Annotated in this window: 15 protein-coding genes and 1 pseudogene; 7 read left to right on the top strand and 9 right to left on the bottom strand. The window is 47.2% G+C overall.

The window, feature by feature from the left end; genetic code table 11:
* Positions 1–57: 57 nt before the first annotated feature.
* On the bottom strand, positions 58–243 hold the full coding sequence (locus L4C42_RS19525) for a hypothetical protein (protein WP_353496838.1): 186 nt from the start codon (positions 241–243) through the stop codon (positions 58–60).
* 204 nt (positions 244–447) lie between these two features.
* Positions 448–1785, bottom strand: coding sequence for an amino-acid N-acetyltransferase (gene argA / locus L4C42_RS19530; RefSeq protein ID WP_353496837.1), 1338 nt, complete (start codon positions 1783–1785; stop codon positions 448–450).
* A 145-nt stretch (positions 1786–1930) separates the two neighbouring features.
* Here argA and L4C42_RS19535 point away from each other — a divergent pair, with 145 nt between their 5' ends.
* The 4 genes and pseudogenes from L4C42_RS19535 to L4C42_RS19550 all read left to right on the top strand — a co-directional run bounded on the left by L4C42_RS19535 (position 1931) and on the right by L4C42_RS19550 (position 5001).
* Positions 1931–2386 carry a DUF2850 domain-containing protein gene (locus tag L4C42_RS19535; protein ID WP_353496836.1) on the top strand — a complete coding sequence of 152 codons (456 nt, stop codon included), beginning with the start codon at positions 1931–1933 and terminating at the stop codon, positions 2384–2386.
* Between the two features lie 70 nt (positions 2387–2456).
* A pseudogene (gene mltA, locus L4C42_RS19540) lies at positions 2457–3554 on the top strand (murein transglycosylase A); the annotation flags it as partial.
* 190 nt (positions 3555–3744) lie between these two features.
* On the top strand, positions 3745–4557 hold the full coding sequence (gene tcdA, locus L4C42_RS19545; protein ID WP_353496835.1) for a tRNA cyclic N6-threonylcarbamoyladenosine(37) synthase TcdA: 813 nt from the start codon (positions 3745–3747) through the stop codon (positions 4555–4557).
* 12 nt (positions 4558–4569) lie between these two features.
* The gene (locus tag L4C42_RS19550; protein ID WP_429761639.1) at positions 4570–5001 is read left to right on the top strand and encodes a SufE family protein; all 432 of its coding nucleotides are present in this window, start codon (positions 4570–4572) and stop codon (positions 4999–5001) included.
* 78 nt (positions 5002–5079) lie between these two features.
* Here the strand turns inward: L4C42_RS19550 and csdA are convergent, their stop codons facing one another.
* The 4 genes from csdA to L4C42_RS19570 all read right to left on the bottom strand — a co-directional run bounded on the left by csdA (position 5080) and on the right by L4C42_RS19570 (position 8684).
* A complete protein-coding gene (gene csdA, locus L4C42_RS19555) occupies positions 5080–6279 on the bottom strand; it encodes a cysteine desulfurase CsdA (RefSeq protein WP_353496833.1) in 1200 nt (399 codons plus the stop codon).
* Positions 6272–6877: a DJ-1 family glyoxalase III gene (locus L4C42_RS19560; RefSeq protein ID WP_353496832.1), complete on the bottom strand. Its 606-nt coding sequence runs from the start codon at positions 6875–6877 to the stop codon at positions 6272–6274. The genes csdA and L4C42_RS19560 overlap by 8 nt, the downstream gene beginning before the upstream one ends.
* A complete protein-coding gene (locus L4C42_RS19565) occupies positions 6870–7763 on the bottom strand; it encodes a 2-dehydropantoate 2-reductase (RefSeq protein ID WP_353496831.1) in 894 nt (297 codons plus the stop codon). Before L4C42_RS19565 ends, L4C42_RS19560 begins: the two co-directional genes overlap by 8 nt.
* 135 nt (positions 7764–7898) lie before the next feature.
* On the bottom strand, positions 7899–8684 hold the full coding sequence (locus L4C42_RS19570) for an outer membrane protein OmpK (RefSeq protein WP_429761640.1): 786 nt from the start codon (positions 8682–8684) through the stop codon (positions 7899–7901).
* A gap of 300 nt (positions 8685–8984) precedes the next feature.
* On the opposite strand from L4C42_RS19570, the gene L4C42_RS19575 reads away from it, so the two are divergent.
* From L4C42_RS19575 to L4C42_RS19585, 3 genes are all read left to right on the top strand, one after another.
* Positions 8985–9581, top strand: coding sequence for an LON peptidase substrate-binding domain-containing protein (locus L4C42_RS19575; RefSeq protein WP_429761642.1), 597 nt, complete (start codon positions 8985–8987; stop codon positions 9579–9581).
* Positions 9582–9672: 91 nt separating this feature from the next.
* A complete protein-coding gene (locus L4C42_RS19580) occupies positions 9673–10251 on the top strand; it encodes an RNA polymerase sigma factor (RefSeq protein WP_418642015.1) in 579 nt (192 codons plus the stop codon).
* Position 10252: 1 nt separating this feature from the next.
* Positions 10253–10933: a ChrR family anti-sigma-E factor gene (locus L4C42_RS19585; RefSeq protein ID WP_418642016.1), complete on the top strand. Its 681-nt coding sequence runs from the start codon at positions 10253–10255 to the stop codon at positions 10931–10933.
* A 72-nt stretch (positions 10934–11005) separates the two neighbouring features.
* On the opposite strand, the gene L4C42_RS19590 is transcribed toward L4C42_RS19585, so the two are convergent.
* The 3 genes from L4C42_RS19590 to L4C42_RS19600 form a co-directional block, all read right to left on the bottom strand.
* Complete coding sequence (locus tag L4C42_RS19590; protein ID WP_353498723.1) at positions 11006–12379, bottom strand: AmpG family muropeptide MFS transporter; 1374 nt, start codon at positions 12377–12379, stop codon at positions 11006–11008.
* 93 nt (positions 12380–12472) lie between these two features.
* Positions 12473–13021 carry a peptidylprolyl isomerase gene (locus L4C42_RS19595; RefSeq protein ID WP_353496826.1) on the bottom strand — a complete coding sequence of 183 codons (549 nt, stop codon included), beginning with the start codon at positions 13019–13021 and terminating at the stop codon, positions 12473–12475.
* Entirely contained in the window at positions 13021–13590 is a 570-nt protein-coding gene (locus L4C42_RS19600; protein WP_353496825.1) for a YajG family lipoprotein, read from the bottom strand. Before L4C42_RS19600 ends, L4C42_RS19595 begins: the two co-directional genes overlap by 1 nt.
* Positions 13591–13668: the final 78 nt, after the last annotated feature.

Here is a 13668-nt window from a genome sequence, read left to right on the forward strand (position 1 = left end):
CCGTCCTTGGCAGTACCTATTCTGGTAATAATTTGGTCTGGGAATAATTAGGCCGCGTTAGGCTGGATTAAAGACCTCAGAGTAGGTGATTTGCTTGATCCGATACTGCTGCTGGTAAATCGCCATTAACGATTTGACTTTTTCGGATACAGGAAAAACACAGTGGACGTTGAGTCCCTCTAGGAAGTGGTTTTCCGCCATATCCCAGAAACTTTGAATCGAATTACAAATAACCGTTCGCATAGATGTCACTCTTGAATGTGGTGTTCACCTAGCATTCCTTGCACTGCCCGCCAGCACGTTGCTTTTTGGGAGTCCTGTCACATAAATAGCTGTGATTTGGGTGAATTTTAAACAGGAGTTGACCTTTTGTAAAACGATTTGTGCTAATTCATGACTGCAATCGATTTCATAAATTGAAAGTCGCCATGAATGTTTCTGTAAAAGCTACACCGAGACCGATAGGATCTTTGAGCGCCTTTGTAAATTATAGAGGTCTTGTTTCGCCATCGGCAGCGATTCTACTCCTACTTCGAGAAAACCTTGCTCTCTAAACCAGTGCAGGCTGTGTGTGGTGAGTACGAAAATATGCTCAATCCCCATCATTTTTGATTGCTGCTTCATATGATTCAGGAGCAGGACGCCGCGATTGCCATCGCGATAATCAGGATGGATCGCCACACAAGCCATTTCGGCCATCTTTTCTTGCTGGTAGGGATAAAGTGCTGCGCAGCCAATGACCAGACCATCTTTTTCGATCAAGGTGAACTGGTGGATCTCTTGCTCAAGCTGCTCTCTAGAGCGGCGAACCAGAATCCCTTTTTCTTCCAAAGGTCGAATCAGCTCAAAAATGCCGCCAATATCATCAATGTCAGCCTGTCTGACTTGCTCAGCACTGGCCATTACGATCTGTGTGCCGATACCATCAATAGAGAACAGCTCCTGAATCAGAGCGCCATCGATTTTATAACTAATTAAGTGGCAACGTGGAATCCCTGCACGGCAAGCAGATTGCGCACCGCGTAAGAAACGCAGAGTCCCGCTACTATGGCCTTCATCAGACAGCTCTTTGGCTTCAAGCTGTTCAATCAGTTGATTGACCTCAGAAGGGAACAGCTCAGCGATGGCATTGCCGGCTTCATCGAGCACCCCTTGCTCTGAACAAAAGCCAATTAACTTATCTGCATTTAATTTTATAGCAACTTGGGTCGCCACTTCTTCAGAGAGAAGATTGAAGGTCTCACCGGTTACCGAGCCCGCTACCGGACCGAGTAGAGCGATTGAACCTTGCTCAAGAACGCGATTGATACCCTGAATATCAATGCGGCGTACGCGACCACTGTGGCAGTAGTCTATGCCATCATCAATGCCGAGCGGTTGGGCAATGACAAAGTTGCCACTAATAACATTGAGCTGGTTGCCCGCCATGGGGGTGTTATTCAGGCTCATAGAGAGACGTGCAGTGATATCCAGTTGCAGACGCCCCGTTGCCTGCATCACGTAATCTAAGCACTTTTCTGTCGTGACGCGAATGCCCTTGTGATACGGACAGTGACAATCATTGTGTTCAAGAAGTTGGTTTATTTGCGGCCTTGCGCCATGCACCAGCACTAACTTGACGCCCAAACTGTGTAGCAACGCGATGTCACTCACAATATTGGTGAAGTTCTTGTCGGTGAATGCTTCTCCACCCAGCATGATGACCATGGTTTTGTTGCGGTGAGCATTAACATACGGAGTGGACTGCCGAAATCCTTTTACTAGGGCGGTACTGCGGATCTTCACAATGATTACTCGTGGTTTATTTATGTTGAAATAATGACTTTTTATTCAATAATGCGCAAGGGAAATTTAGCATGGAGCGATGGAGAGACTTGCCCCGTTATGAATCAAGTGACACACTGATCCAGAATAGCGAAGAAGGCGAACTATGAGTGAAGGCAAAGAGAGTGGTATTGTCAGTAACGTGGATGTCACGTTAACGCCTCGCAGTACGATTAGACCCAATAAATGGTTGGAACGAGCACTAATTTTGTTGGCATTAGTGGGCACAGCCTCTGTGGTTGGCCTATACAACGATTTATATGGCCGAGTTCAAGACCACATTAACCCCAAAGCCGAGGTGTTTGGGGTGTGGGTAGAGAAAGATGTAGCTCCTTATGCGAGAGCGTCGTTTGAGCTTGGTGACAACAAGGTGGTGATCAATAACCGAGTGGTCGCCACCTCTTTTGAACTGTCCGCGACAGAGCTTTGGTTTACCGTTGGGGTGACCGAGTATCGTTATCAATTTCTTAACCGCAACAAGACCGAGATTCGACAGCTTTCACCAACTCATTACAACCCAACGTTTGTTTTGTCAGGAAAACACAAAAAAGACCTGAGATAAGCGTCGGTTTTATTGCGCTTTTTTATAGAGTTTGCCATCCTGATTGCACGAACCATAAGGGATGACTAACTTGATCAAACGTATATTGCCTCTTGCTTCTGTTTTATTGGTGTTTGGCTGCGCGCAAAGCGATCGCGCTCAGCAGAAACACGATGGTGATTTCACTAGGCTACTCAATAAAACAGAGCAAATTGAATCCAACAAACCTCGCAACTTTCATACATTTGCTGCCCAAGCGAATGAGGTGGTCACTGCCTCGCCATCTATGGCGAAAACCTATCAACCATTATACGAACAGCTAGAAGTATGGGCTGTTCAAAGTGGTGATCCTAAACAGTTGGCAAATTACGGAGTTCAAGCGGCGCAACTTGGCGGTGGTGATAACAAAGGTAATGTACTTTTCACTGGCTATTTCTCACCTGTAATGGAGCTTCGTCACGAGCCGGATGAGAAGTTCCGCTATCCGGTGTACTCGATGCCAGATTGTCAGCAAGAATGTCCAACTCGCGCAGAAATTTATGGCGGTGCACTCAATGGCCAGGGACTTGAACTAGGTTATGCCGAAAACCTCATCGATCCATTTATTATGGAAGTGCAAGGCAGTGGCTTCGTTCACTTTGAAGATGACGACACCTTAGAGTATTTTGCCTACGCAGGAAAAAACAATAAAGCGTACGTGAGTATTGGCCGTGTGTTGATAGAACGCGGTGAAGTGCCAAAAGAGAAAATGTCACTCAAAGCGATCAAAGATTGGGTGATGGCACAAGATGAGAAAACGGTTCAGGCATTGTTAGAGGAAAACCCATCGTTTGTATTCTTCCAGCCTCAAAACGCAGCGCCAGTAAGAGGTACTGCAGGTATTCCACTATTACCGATGGCATCGGTTGCGGGCGATCGCTCTGCATTTCCAATGGGGACTCCGATACTGGCGGAAGTGCCACTGCTTAACGCCGATGGTACTTGGAGTGGTGCACATGAGTTAAGACTGCTAATCGTGCTCGATACTGGTGGCGCAGTGAAGGGTAACCACTTCGATCTCTATCATGGTATGGGCGAGTTTGCCGGCACTCAAGCTGGTCACTACAAGCATTTTGGCCGCGTGTGGAAATTGGGTTTAGAAAACTCGACAACGGCAGACCCTTGGTTGATGCCAGGAGAGAAGACCACTCCAGCAAACCTGCCTGAAGCGTCGGCTAAATCTTCTACCTCTTCGCAAGACAAGCCTGATACCGAAGCGGATAGCAAAAGCAAATAGGCCATTGCAATTAGCGGCTGCTTCGCCGACAGAGTTGACCTTTTTAGTAAGAGTGCGTATAAATCGCACTCTTCTTTTTTACTTGGACAATGCAAGGTAACCCATGCGCGAATTGAACCAACTTGCCTCTGACAGCTACAACCAACGTTTTGGTGGCACACGCCGACTTTATGGTCATAGTGAGGTCGACATTTTACGTGCAGCTCACGTGTGTGTGGTCGGCATTGGTGGTGTGGGATCGTGGGCAGTAGAAGCGCTAGCGAGAACCGGCGTGGGTGAATTAACACTCATAGATATGGATGACGTTTGCGTGACTAACATTAACCGTCAAATCCATGCGATGTCGGGTACCGTAGGTCAAAGTAAAATCGAAGTGATGGCAGAGCGCGTTAAGCTCATTAACCCTGAGTGCAAAGTGAATCTGGTGGATGACTTTATTACTCCAGACAATGTAGCCGAGTACATCAGCAAAAATTTTGATTACGTGCTGGATGCGATTGATAGCATCAAGCCGAAAGCTGCATTACTGGCCTATTGCCGCAGTAACAAAATTAAGGTCATCACGACCGGCGGTGCGGGCGGTCAGGTTGACCCAACGCAAATCATGGTGGCGGATTTGACCAAGACGATTCAAGATCCGCTAGCTAAAAAGCTTAAAGATACCTTGCGTCGTCATCATAACTTCACTAAGAACCCGGCTCGTAAGTTTGGTATCGATTGTGTGTTCTCGACCGAGCAGCTTAAATACCCTCAAGCGGACGGTAGCGTGTGTGGCGTGAAATCCACAGCAGAAGGTCCAAAACGTATGGATTGTGCCAGCGGTTTTGGCGCGGCAACGGTTGTGACTGCGACATTTGGTTTTGTCGCGGTATCGCGCATTGTTGAAAAAATTCTGCAAAAGTACGCAGCGAAGTAATAGGCAGTCGAGATGAGTAATAGCTATCCATTTGGCATTGAAATCCAAGCGCAGCAAATTGTCGATACGATGACTCAGTTGAAAGGCTGGGAAGATCGTTACCGCCAAGTCATTCAGTGGGGTAAGAAATTACCCATCATGGATGACGCTGATAAACAAGAGCAAGTGCTGGTGGCGGGCTGTGAAAGTTCAGTGTGGCTAGTGCTTGAACAGGTTGATGAGGCTTGGGTAATTAAAGCGGATTCTGATGCACGTATCGTTCGTGGTTTGATTGCGATTGTGTTGGCCGCCTTCAATGGCAAAACCTCACAGCAAATCGTTGAGTTCGATCTCGAAGGCTATTTCGAGCAGTTGAACCTCATCAACCACCTTAGCCCTTCACGCGGGAATGGCCTCAAGGCCATCGTGAATACAATTCGCGAACAGGCGCAGCGCACACTCTAACAGCGTTTAGCAGCCGCATCGAATGCAGTGATTATAAAAAGGCCATTGGCGGGCATTCCTACCAGTGGCCTTTTGCGTTTAAAGCATATCAACGGCTTTTTCTACCGCCGCAATAAAGCGGTCAACATCTTGCTCAGAGTTGTAGATTGCGAACGAGGCTCGCACGGTACCTTTCACGCCTAGCGCGTCCATAAGCGGATGAGCGCAGTGGTGTCCAGCCCGTACGGCTACATTTTGCTGGTCGAGTAGCGTGGCCAAATCTTGATGATGCACGCCATCCATGACAAAGGTGATGACGCTAGCACCAGGCTGATAGCCGATGATTTGAATATCATCGAGTTGGTTAAGGGCGTCGTAGGCGCGTTTTTGTAGCGCACAGATGTGCTTTTCAAGATCGGTATGGCTGTATTGACTTAGCCATTCAATAGAGCAGGCAAGCGCCAAAGCGCCGGCAACATTGGGTGTTCCAGCTTCAAACTTACCTGGCAACTCACTAAATGTTGTCCCCTCAAACGAGACCTTCTCGACCATTTTTCCGCCGCCATGCCAGGGTGGCATTGCTTCGAGCAGAGCGAGTTTTCCATACAGCACGCCAATACCTGCAGGTGCATAGAGTTTATGTCCCGAAAAGACGTAGAAATCGGCATCCAGCGCTTGAACGTCAGTCGGTTGATGTACCACGCCTTGCGCGCCATCGACTACTACGATGGCTTGGCTATTGGTGCGAGTAATGGCGATGATGTCGTTGAGTGGCAGCACGGTTCCAGTCACATTGGTGACTTGAGCCACGGCGACGATTTTAGTTTGGCTGCTTACCAATGTTCGGAATACATTGAGGTCAAACTGACAACCTTGACCCATTGGTACCTTGACCACTTTGGCTCCGGTTTGCTCGGCGACAATTTGCCACGGAACGATGTTAGCGTGGTGCTCCATTTCAGAGACCAAGATCTCGTCACCTGGCTGTAATTGATTACGAGCGTAAGTTTGAGCGATGAGGTTAAGCGCCTCGGTCGCTCCCCTTGTCCAGATGATCTCTTTCTCGCTGCTGGCGTTAATAAAACGCGCGACCGTTTCACGTGCCGCTTCAAAACGCGATGTCGCCAGTGCAGTCAGCGAGTGGGTACCACGATGGACGTTGGCGTTTTGATTGCGATAGTAGTTGGTAATGCAATCGATCACCGCTTGCGGCTTTTGTGTCGTCGCCGCGCTGTCTAGATAAACTGTCTCGCCATCAATCGCTGGGAACTGGTCACGAATTGCTTGCAAATCAGTCATCGTACTTTCCCATCTTGTGGTAGTGCAGAGTTGGGTTGGTAACCATTGGTTCAGCCACTTCCCATGCTTTTTCTTTACCGCAGAGTGCAATGATGATCTCGATGGCAAATTCAAGCGCAGTACCTGGTCCTTGGCTGGTGATTAGGTTGTGGTTGATATCCATGGTGACGCGCTTATCGCGCCAACGATTTTCAGAGATATGAGACTTAAAACTTGGGTGGCAAGTCATTAGGGCATCTGGATATAGCTGATGATGCTGTAACACAAGAGCAGGCGCTGCGCAAATGGCTGCCAAGAGTTTGCCATCGTATTTGTGTTGGCGAACCATCTCTACCAATAGTGTGCTATCACGGAATACTTCCGAACCACCGACACCGCCAGGCAGTGCGATAACGTCGAACTCGTCGTCTGCAATATCTACCAATTTACAATCGGCCGTTAAGGTTACCCCACGGGAGGCTTTCATCGTCAATGCGCCATCGAAGTCAGCGCTCGCCACGGTGACGTCAAAACCTGCTCTCACCATAATATCTATGATGGTAATGGCTTCCATTTCTTCCGTGCCTGGGGCGATAGGGACAAGTACCTTTTTAGTCATGCTGGCTCCAGCTTGCTTCTATTTGCTTAATTTTTTGATACAGGGATAAGTTATTCGGTATATCGACATGGTGTTTAGTAGCAATATTGACCACGTAACCGTTGATAAAATCGATTTCACTTTGCCTTTTATTATAAATGTCTTGGTGCATAGACGAGTAGTTTTGTGCCGTAGATTTAGCCACATTCACTACGGTGTCGAGTAAAACCGGTGCATCTAACTCGACCCCATCGAACCTTGCGCAAGTAACCGCTTCTTTTACGATACTAAATAGTTGCTCTCGATACTCATGGTTTGCCAGTTGACCATTGCGACAGTCGAGGATGGCGGTCAACGGGTTGATTGCGCAGTTGATTACCAGCTTAGTCCATAACGCTTGTTGGATAATGCTGTGCCACTGTGCCGGAGAGAAACCATGATCAAAGACCTCGGCGACAAATTCGCACTGCTGACCTTTTTTGTTCCATGCGCCGATGAGTGTTTGTCCGATACCTGTATGGTGGACGGTAGAGCTGTTTACCTTGAGAGCACCGTGTGTGCTCGTACCCAGCAGCACAGGCCGATGTGCTAGCTGCTCCGATAGGCTATCAACGGTTCCCATTCCATTGTGCAAAAACAGAATGATAGCGTCTGGGTGAAGATGAGTCAGGAGCGGCAGTAGCGCGCTTTTCACTTGCCACGCTTTTACAGTCACAACCAACAGGTCACATCGTTCCAAATCTTCAAGGCTTTGATTGTTGAACGCAATGCTTTCCCCATCATCGAGAGTTACCTCGATTTTGCTAGATGAAGTACGTCCCCAAAGAGAAATAGAATGACCAGCGAGATGAAGTTTGTAAGCGTATAAGGAACCAACGGCACCAGGGCCTAGAATGGTAATGTTCACAATTATCTACGGGTAGTGAATGAAGCGAGAAGGATAGCAAAGTTAGCTAAGTTGGTCGAAAGCTTAGTGCGCGAATTTTAGATACAAAAAATGGCGCGAGAGCGCCATTTTTTCGAACTTCTAACATTCTGAGAATTAGAAGTTGTACTGCATACGGTAGATGATAGCGTCAGCGTAATGTTGCTGGTTGCTACCTGATGAACCGTAAACACCAAGTTTGTTGTTGAAGTAACGGTATTGAATAGCAGCAGTTAGGTGCTTAGTTGCGTGCCAGTTGAATAGCAACGCACCGTTTAGGCCGTTTTTACCGCCTTGGTTTTGAGCGTATTCGTCGTTGCGATCGAACTCGATCTCGTTCCAGTTAACGAATGAGAAGTTTTGACCAAATGCTTCGAAGCCGTAGCGTGCGGTCCAACCAGCCATGTAACCGTTGCTACCGTTAACGCGTTGGTTTGGTGAGAAAGAATCCCAAGACGTGATGTCGTGAACACCAACCCATGGTTTGAAGAACCAGTTATCGCCTTTAAGCGCTGTGTAACCAAGACCAAGAACGCGGTTAGTTTCGCTTTGGTTAGGGTTATCGTGGTGGTAAACCTGACCGTATAGAGAAACGCCAGAGTCACCTAGGTAAACGTGCGCAGTACCTTTCATCGAGTTTTTCTGCTCAGAAGAGCTTTTCTCTACGCTCTCGCGGTCGTAGAAACCATATAGCTCACCCCAAGTGAAACCTGCACCACCTTCGATACCTAGTACGAATTGGTTACGACCTTTGCCGTCTTGGCCATCTTGGATTGCGTTTGGACCGTGATCCCAGCTCTGGTGATCAAGGTAAACACCACCAAAACCGTATAGATATTCTGCAGATGCTGGCACTGCAGCAACTGCTGCAACAACGCCAAGAGCTAAAAGTGATTTACGCATAGTGTGAAAACTCTTCAAGTTGTACTGTAAATTGGCCGCTGTCCGTGCGAACTCATCCGATGGGTGGGCATGATAGCGATTTATATCCCAAAGTAAATGTGCAACACCGCAAACGTTTACTAAAGTTTGTGAGACCCATCACAAAACAAAAAGGATTAAGGGAACTTCTATAAAACGTACACAAATCGATCAATTTTTTTTGGCTGGAAGTTAACATTCAATTGCACTTGTTAACAATGTGGTGCTGATCGTATTTTAATTACAGGCGTAAACACTGATGTAGTAACAAAGGGAACAATCATGTCACAGATTATGCTTTTTCCACTGCGCTCAGTGGTTTTGCCAGAAGGAAAAATGAGGCTGAGGATATTTGAGCCTCGCTACAAAAGAATGGTCACCGAATGCCTCAAGAACGAAACAGGCTTTGGTGTCTGTCTTATAAGTGGAGACTCAAGCACCATTCCAAAGAATGTCTCGGAGATCGGGACATTCGTTAGCATTGTCGATTTTGAAACGCTTGACGACGGTATGTTGGGAATTACGGTATCCGGTATCAAGAAGTTTCGGGTGACCGATGTGGGGGCATATGACGACGGCCTTAGATTTGCCTCGGTAAATTGGTTAGAAGGGTGGGCTACAGAAGAGCTCAGCGATGAGAACCAAATTCTCGGAGAACGCTTGCAAGACGTCTATAAGAAATTCCCTCAAATTGGCGACTTATATCCTCATCGTTTTTTTGATGACGCTGCTTGGGTCAGTCAGCGATGGCTTGAAGTCTTGCCGCTGGAGTGCAACCACTTCGAACATTTAGTGACGCAACCTGATTGCAGTACCGCGGTCAGTTTTCTCACCGAAGCGTTCAAGTCGGGGGATATTCAAGAGGAAACGCGGCACTGAGCTGACTAATTAGTGATCCAATTCGTTTAACATAGCGTATTATGATCTGGTAAGGCAGTAATGTTGCGATATCAACTTTAGGGACATAAGCATGATAGTAGAGAGTCCAGAGGCGCTCACCAAGCAAGAGTGGGCAGAGTGTATGGAGAAGGTAAAACAGCGCGATAAGCGCGCCTTTGCCACTGTGTTCAGTTACTTCTCTCCTCGCCTCAAGCAGTTCACTTACAAGCACATGGGCAACGAGCAAGTAGCGATCGAAATGGTTCAAGAGGCAATGGCTACGGTTTGGCAGAAAGCACACCTTTTTGACGGTAGTAAGAGCTCGCTGTCGACTTGGATTTACACCATCGCACGAAACTTGTGTTACGACATGCTTCGCAAACAGAAGGGTAGAGAGTTGCACGTGCATGCTGACGATATCTGGCCAACAGATTATTGTCCGCCAGATTTTGTTGAGCATTATTCGCCTGAGACTGATCGTTTAAAAGAGCAAATTTTGAAGTTTTTGGAGGATTTGCCAAAAGCACAAAGAGAGGTTGTCAGAGCTGTGTACTTAGAGGAGCTTCCTCACCAGCAAGTGGCCGATATGTTCGATATCCCGCTGGGGACTGTTAAGTCCCGTCTCAGATTAGCTGTAGAAAAATTAAGACATTCAATGGAGGCGGAGTAATATGAGTTACCACCCAGATAAACAAGTTTTGAAGTGCTACGCGACTGGGGAGATCGATTCGGCTCATGGAGCTGCCGTCGCTACGCATTTAGAAACATGCTCTCACTGCCGTCAATTGGTGGCTAAGTACGAGGAAGAGGCTGCTGAGGATTTGGTCGCCAGCGGTACTGAGGGCGCCATCTCTGATACTGAGCTCGCTCTAGTGTTCGATACCATGATGAACGACATCATGACGTTAGATGCCGACTTTAGTAAACCGAAGGTTAGGACGGCAGCAACCGTTGAGGTGAATGGCAAGTCGTTTAAGGTGCCTGCAACGCTCAAACCTTTCGTAGAGCGAATGGGAGAGTGGAAGAGTTATGGCGGTAAAGTGTTTACCTCAAACATTGAGATTGACGAAGACTGCAGAGTGAGTTTGTTGTATATCACTGAAGGCGTACAAGTACCTCAACATACGCACAAAGGTTTTGAGTCGACTCTGGTTCTCCATGGCAGTTTCAGTGACGAGAATGGTGAATATCACGAAGGCGATTTCATTCGCGAAGACGGCGACACCAAGCACGCGCCTCAGACAGCATCCGGACAAGATTGTTTGTGTTTGTCAGTTCTGACCGAGCCTATGATCTTCACCCAAGGGGTGGCGAGAGTCTTTAACCGCTTCGGAAAAGGGATGTATCCTTAGAGCTTGATATGAAAGCTTCAACCAAATGAAAGGCTCGCACTGATGCGAGCCTTTTTCGTTGTAATGGCAGTGCTACTGAGACAGGTTTTCTTGCTCTTTAGATGCTGGGCTCTCGTCTCTATGTCTCGCTTTTTCAAGTAGGTCATTAAAATAATGACGTAGTGAATACAGCATGATAAGGCTAGGGATCACCATCAGCGATGTAATAATAAAGAACAAGCTCCAGTCATTGAGGGCGTCTACCATTTCACCGCTGAACGATGCCAATGTGGTCCTACCGAAGTTACCCAGAGACGCGAGTAGCGCGTACTGAGTAGCAGAAAATGCTTGGCCGGTAAGGATGGTCAGGAAGGAAACAAATGCTACGGTCGAAAATGCCGTTGTGAAGTTATCAACAATGATTGTAGCTAAGAACAAAGTTTCGTTTGGTCCAACTTTTGCTATCCATGCAAACATCAGATTACTGGCACTCATTGCAATGCCGCCGATCATCAATCCTTTTACAATGCCAAAGCGAACGTTGACCATACTGCCTAGTAGTGTAAAGACGATGGTCGCCCCCCAACCAATAAGCTTAGAGTAGTAGCCAATTTGCTCGTTACTAAAGCCAATTTCTTTGTAGAAGGTAATCGACATGCGCCCTAAGAAGGCTTCCCCAATCTTAAACAAGAACACGAACAGCAGTAAGGTGATCGCAACTTGAACGCCATTGCGACGAAAGAAGTCCAAAAATGGCTCTACGACCGTGACGGAAATCCAGCTGGTAAAGCGACTGCCGACCACTTTGTTGTGACGAGCTTCGGCTTGTGCTTGCAGTGCTTCGCGATCAGTTTTAGGTTCACTAACGAATAGAGTAAACAGCATAAGGATGACAACGATGCCTGCCATGCCATAGTAAACGCCATTCCATCCCATAGAGTCAGCATTAACAAACGCTAAGTAGCCAGGTAATGAGTAACCCGTCCACCAACCGATAACAGCCATTGCAGAAGCTTGTGGTAGTTTATTGGACTCTGATTTTGGAAAAGTATCGATACGATAAGCATCAATCGCAATGTCTTGCGTCGCTGATGAAATGGCGATGCACAGTGCCAACATAGATGTAAACATCAGGTTGTTCGCTGGGTTTACGCCTGCAATAAACAGTGTCCCGACCAAAATAAAGCTCTGGCAAAGGAAAATCCAGCTGCGGCGCTGACCAAGTGTACTATGCAGAATAGGAAGCTTTACCCTGTCGACCAAAGGTGCCCAAAGAAAGTTGATGGCATAAACCGCAAACACAGAACCAAAGTAACCGATAGCAGCGCGAGTGAGTCCAGCATCTTTTAGCCAGCCAGACATATTCGATCCAATCAAAACCCATGGGAAGCCGCTTGAGCACCCCATCATAAAGACCCAAAGTAGCCTTTTATCCCAGTAACTTTTGACCGTATCAAGCCAATTCATTTGTTGTTCCACAGGTGTGCTCCTTGCGAGTGCAGCGAAAAGGAATGGATACGCATAACAAGCAAAGAGAGGCGAACCTCTCTCTTTTTGGTGTTAATCGCTGATTTTTTCCATTTTAGTGATAATGATGGGATCGAGTGGCACATCGCTCATTCCGCGGGTGCTGCGAGTTGGTTTTTGCCCCATTTTTTGTACTACGTCAAAACCTTCAACAACCTTACCGAATACGGCATAGCCAGGGTTAGTCACGCTGTAGTTGAGGAAATCATTGTCAATGAAGTTGATAAAGAACTGGCGCGTCGCTGAGTTTGGATCGCGGGTACGCGCCATTGCAATGGTTGCTGCATCGTTATCCAAGCCGTTTGATGCTTCATTTTCAATAGGCGCATAGGTTGGTAGACGTTTAAAGTCTTTAGCAAAGCCACCGCCTTGTGCCATAAAGCCTGGGATCACACGGTGGAACTGGCTGTTAACGTAGCTGCCGTCATCCACGTACTTTAGAAAGTTCTCAACGCTTACCGGCGCTTTTTCTTGATTAAGTTCAACCACAAAGCGGCCTAAGTTGGTATCCACGGCAACTTTAGGGCCAGCGAATACGCTCGTTGCAACAAGCGCTAGGGTAGCAATAGCCGTTTTTAGCATTAGAAACGCTCCTTCATGTAGTCTTGCAGCTCTTTGTCGTTAGCGATCTCTTTGAGTACCAAGTTAACAGTGTCGTTCAGTACGGTTTCGATATCGTCGTTAGATGCGCTCATAAGGCCTGAGCGCTTCGCCGTACCCGTGTAAGTTTTTACCAGCTTACCTTTGGCATTCTCGGCGGTAACTTCGAGCACAACATTTGCAGTCATGTCATTTTCCATCACGGTATGTTTAACCGAGACTAATGCCTCCTGCACTTCAACTTGAAGCGCATTTTCGCTGTTGACGGTGACTTGGTAGCCCTGCGATGAAAATTGATTCACTAGCGCATTTTCAATGCCGATACGAAGATTTTGACGAGTATGTACTGGCGTAATGTTAGAGCGGCCATTGTCGAGCAGTGCGACGTATTGAGCTGTTCGTACGTCTTTACTAGAGAGTGACATCGATTTGTTTTCGACGACTTTAGCGGCACTAGTTGTCGCTTTAGGCGCAAAATTGACTTGTTCTTGTTGAGGGCTTGCACATGCAGCAAGCAATACGACGGAAGCCGCTAAAACGAGCTTTTTCATTAATGATTCCTTTTCACACTCTAATACTATTGAAGCCAAACCGAGCGATGGCTGGCATCATAGCGAATTCTTATTTTT

It is taken from the genome of Vibrio wakamikoensis, from assembly GCF_050337275.1.
Lineage (GTDB): Bacteria > Pseudomonadota > Gammaproteobacteria > Enterobacterales > Vibrionaceae > Vibrio > Vibrio chaetopteri.

What these genes read in the sequence shown, in the direction of transcription:
- L4C42_RS19595 (WP_353496826.1), bottom strand. Translation starts at nt 13,021, where the DNA reads ATGCTAAAAACGGCTATTGCTACCCTAGCGCTTGTTGCAACGAGCGTA.
- L4C42_RS19570 (WP_429761640.1), bottom strand. Translation starts at nt 8,684, where the DNA reads ATGCGTAAATCACTTTTAGCTCTTGGCGTTGTTGCAGCAGTTGCTGCA.
- L4C42_RS19550 (WP_429761639.1), top strand. Translation starts at nt 4,570, where the DNA reads ATGAGTAATAGCTATCCATTTGGCATTGAAATCCAAGCGCAGCAAATT.
- L4C42_RS19600 (WP_353496825.1), bottom strand. Translation starts at nt 13,590, where the DNA reads ATGAAAAAGCTCGTTTTAGCGGCTTCCGTCGTATTGCTTGCTGCATGT.
- L4C42_RS19580 (WP_418642015.1), top strand. Translation starts at nt 9,673, where the DNA reads ATGATAGTAGAGAGTCCAGAGGCGCTCACCAAGCAAGAGTGGGCAGAG.
- L4C42_RS19585 (WP_418642016.1), top strand. Translation starts at nt 10,253, where the DNA reads ATGAGTTACCACCCAGATAAACAAGTTTTGAAGTGCTACGCGACTGGG.
- L4C42_RS19525 (WP_353496838.1), bottom strand. Translation starts at nt 243, where the DNA reads ATGCGAACGGTTATTTGTAATTCGATTCAAAGTTTCTGGGATATGGCG.
- L4C42_RS19560 (WP_353496832.1), bottom strand. Translation starts at nt 6,877, where the DNA reads ATGACTAAAAAGGTACTTGTCCCTATCGCCCCAGGCACGGAAGAAATG.
- tcdA (WP_353496835.1), top strand. Translation starts at nt 3,745, where the DNA reads ATGCGCGAATTGAACCAACTTGCCTCTGACAGCTACAACCAACGTTTT.
- L4C42_RS19590 (WP_353498723.1), bottom strand. Translation starts at nt 12,379, where the DNA reads ATGAATTGGCTTGATACGGTCAAAAGTTACTGGGATAAAAGGCTACTT.
- csdA (WP_353496833.1), bottom strand. Translation starts at nt 6,279, where the DNA reads ATGACTGATTTGCAAGCAATTCGTGACCAGTTCCCAGCGATTGATGGC.
- L4C42_RS19575 (WP_429761642.1), top strand. Translation starts at nt 8,985, where the DNA reads ATGTCACAGATTATGCTTTTTCCACTGCGCTCAGTGGTTTTGCCAGAA.
- L4C42_RS19535 (WP_353496836.1), top strand. Translation starts at nt 1,931, where the DNA reads ATGAGTGAAGGCAAAGAGAGTGGTATTGTCAGTAACGTGGATGTCACG.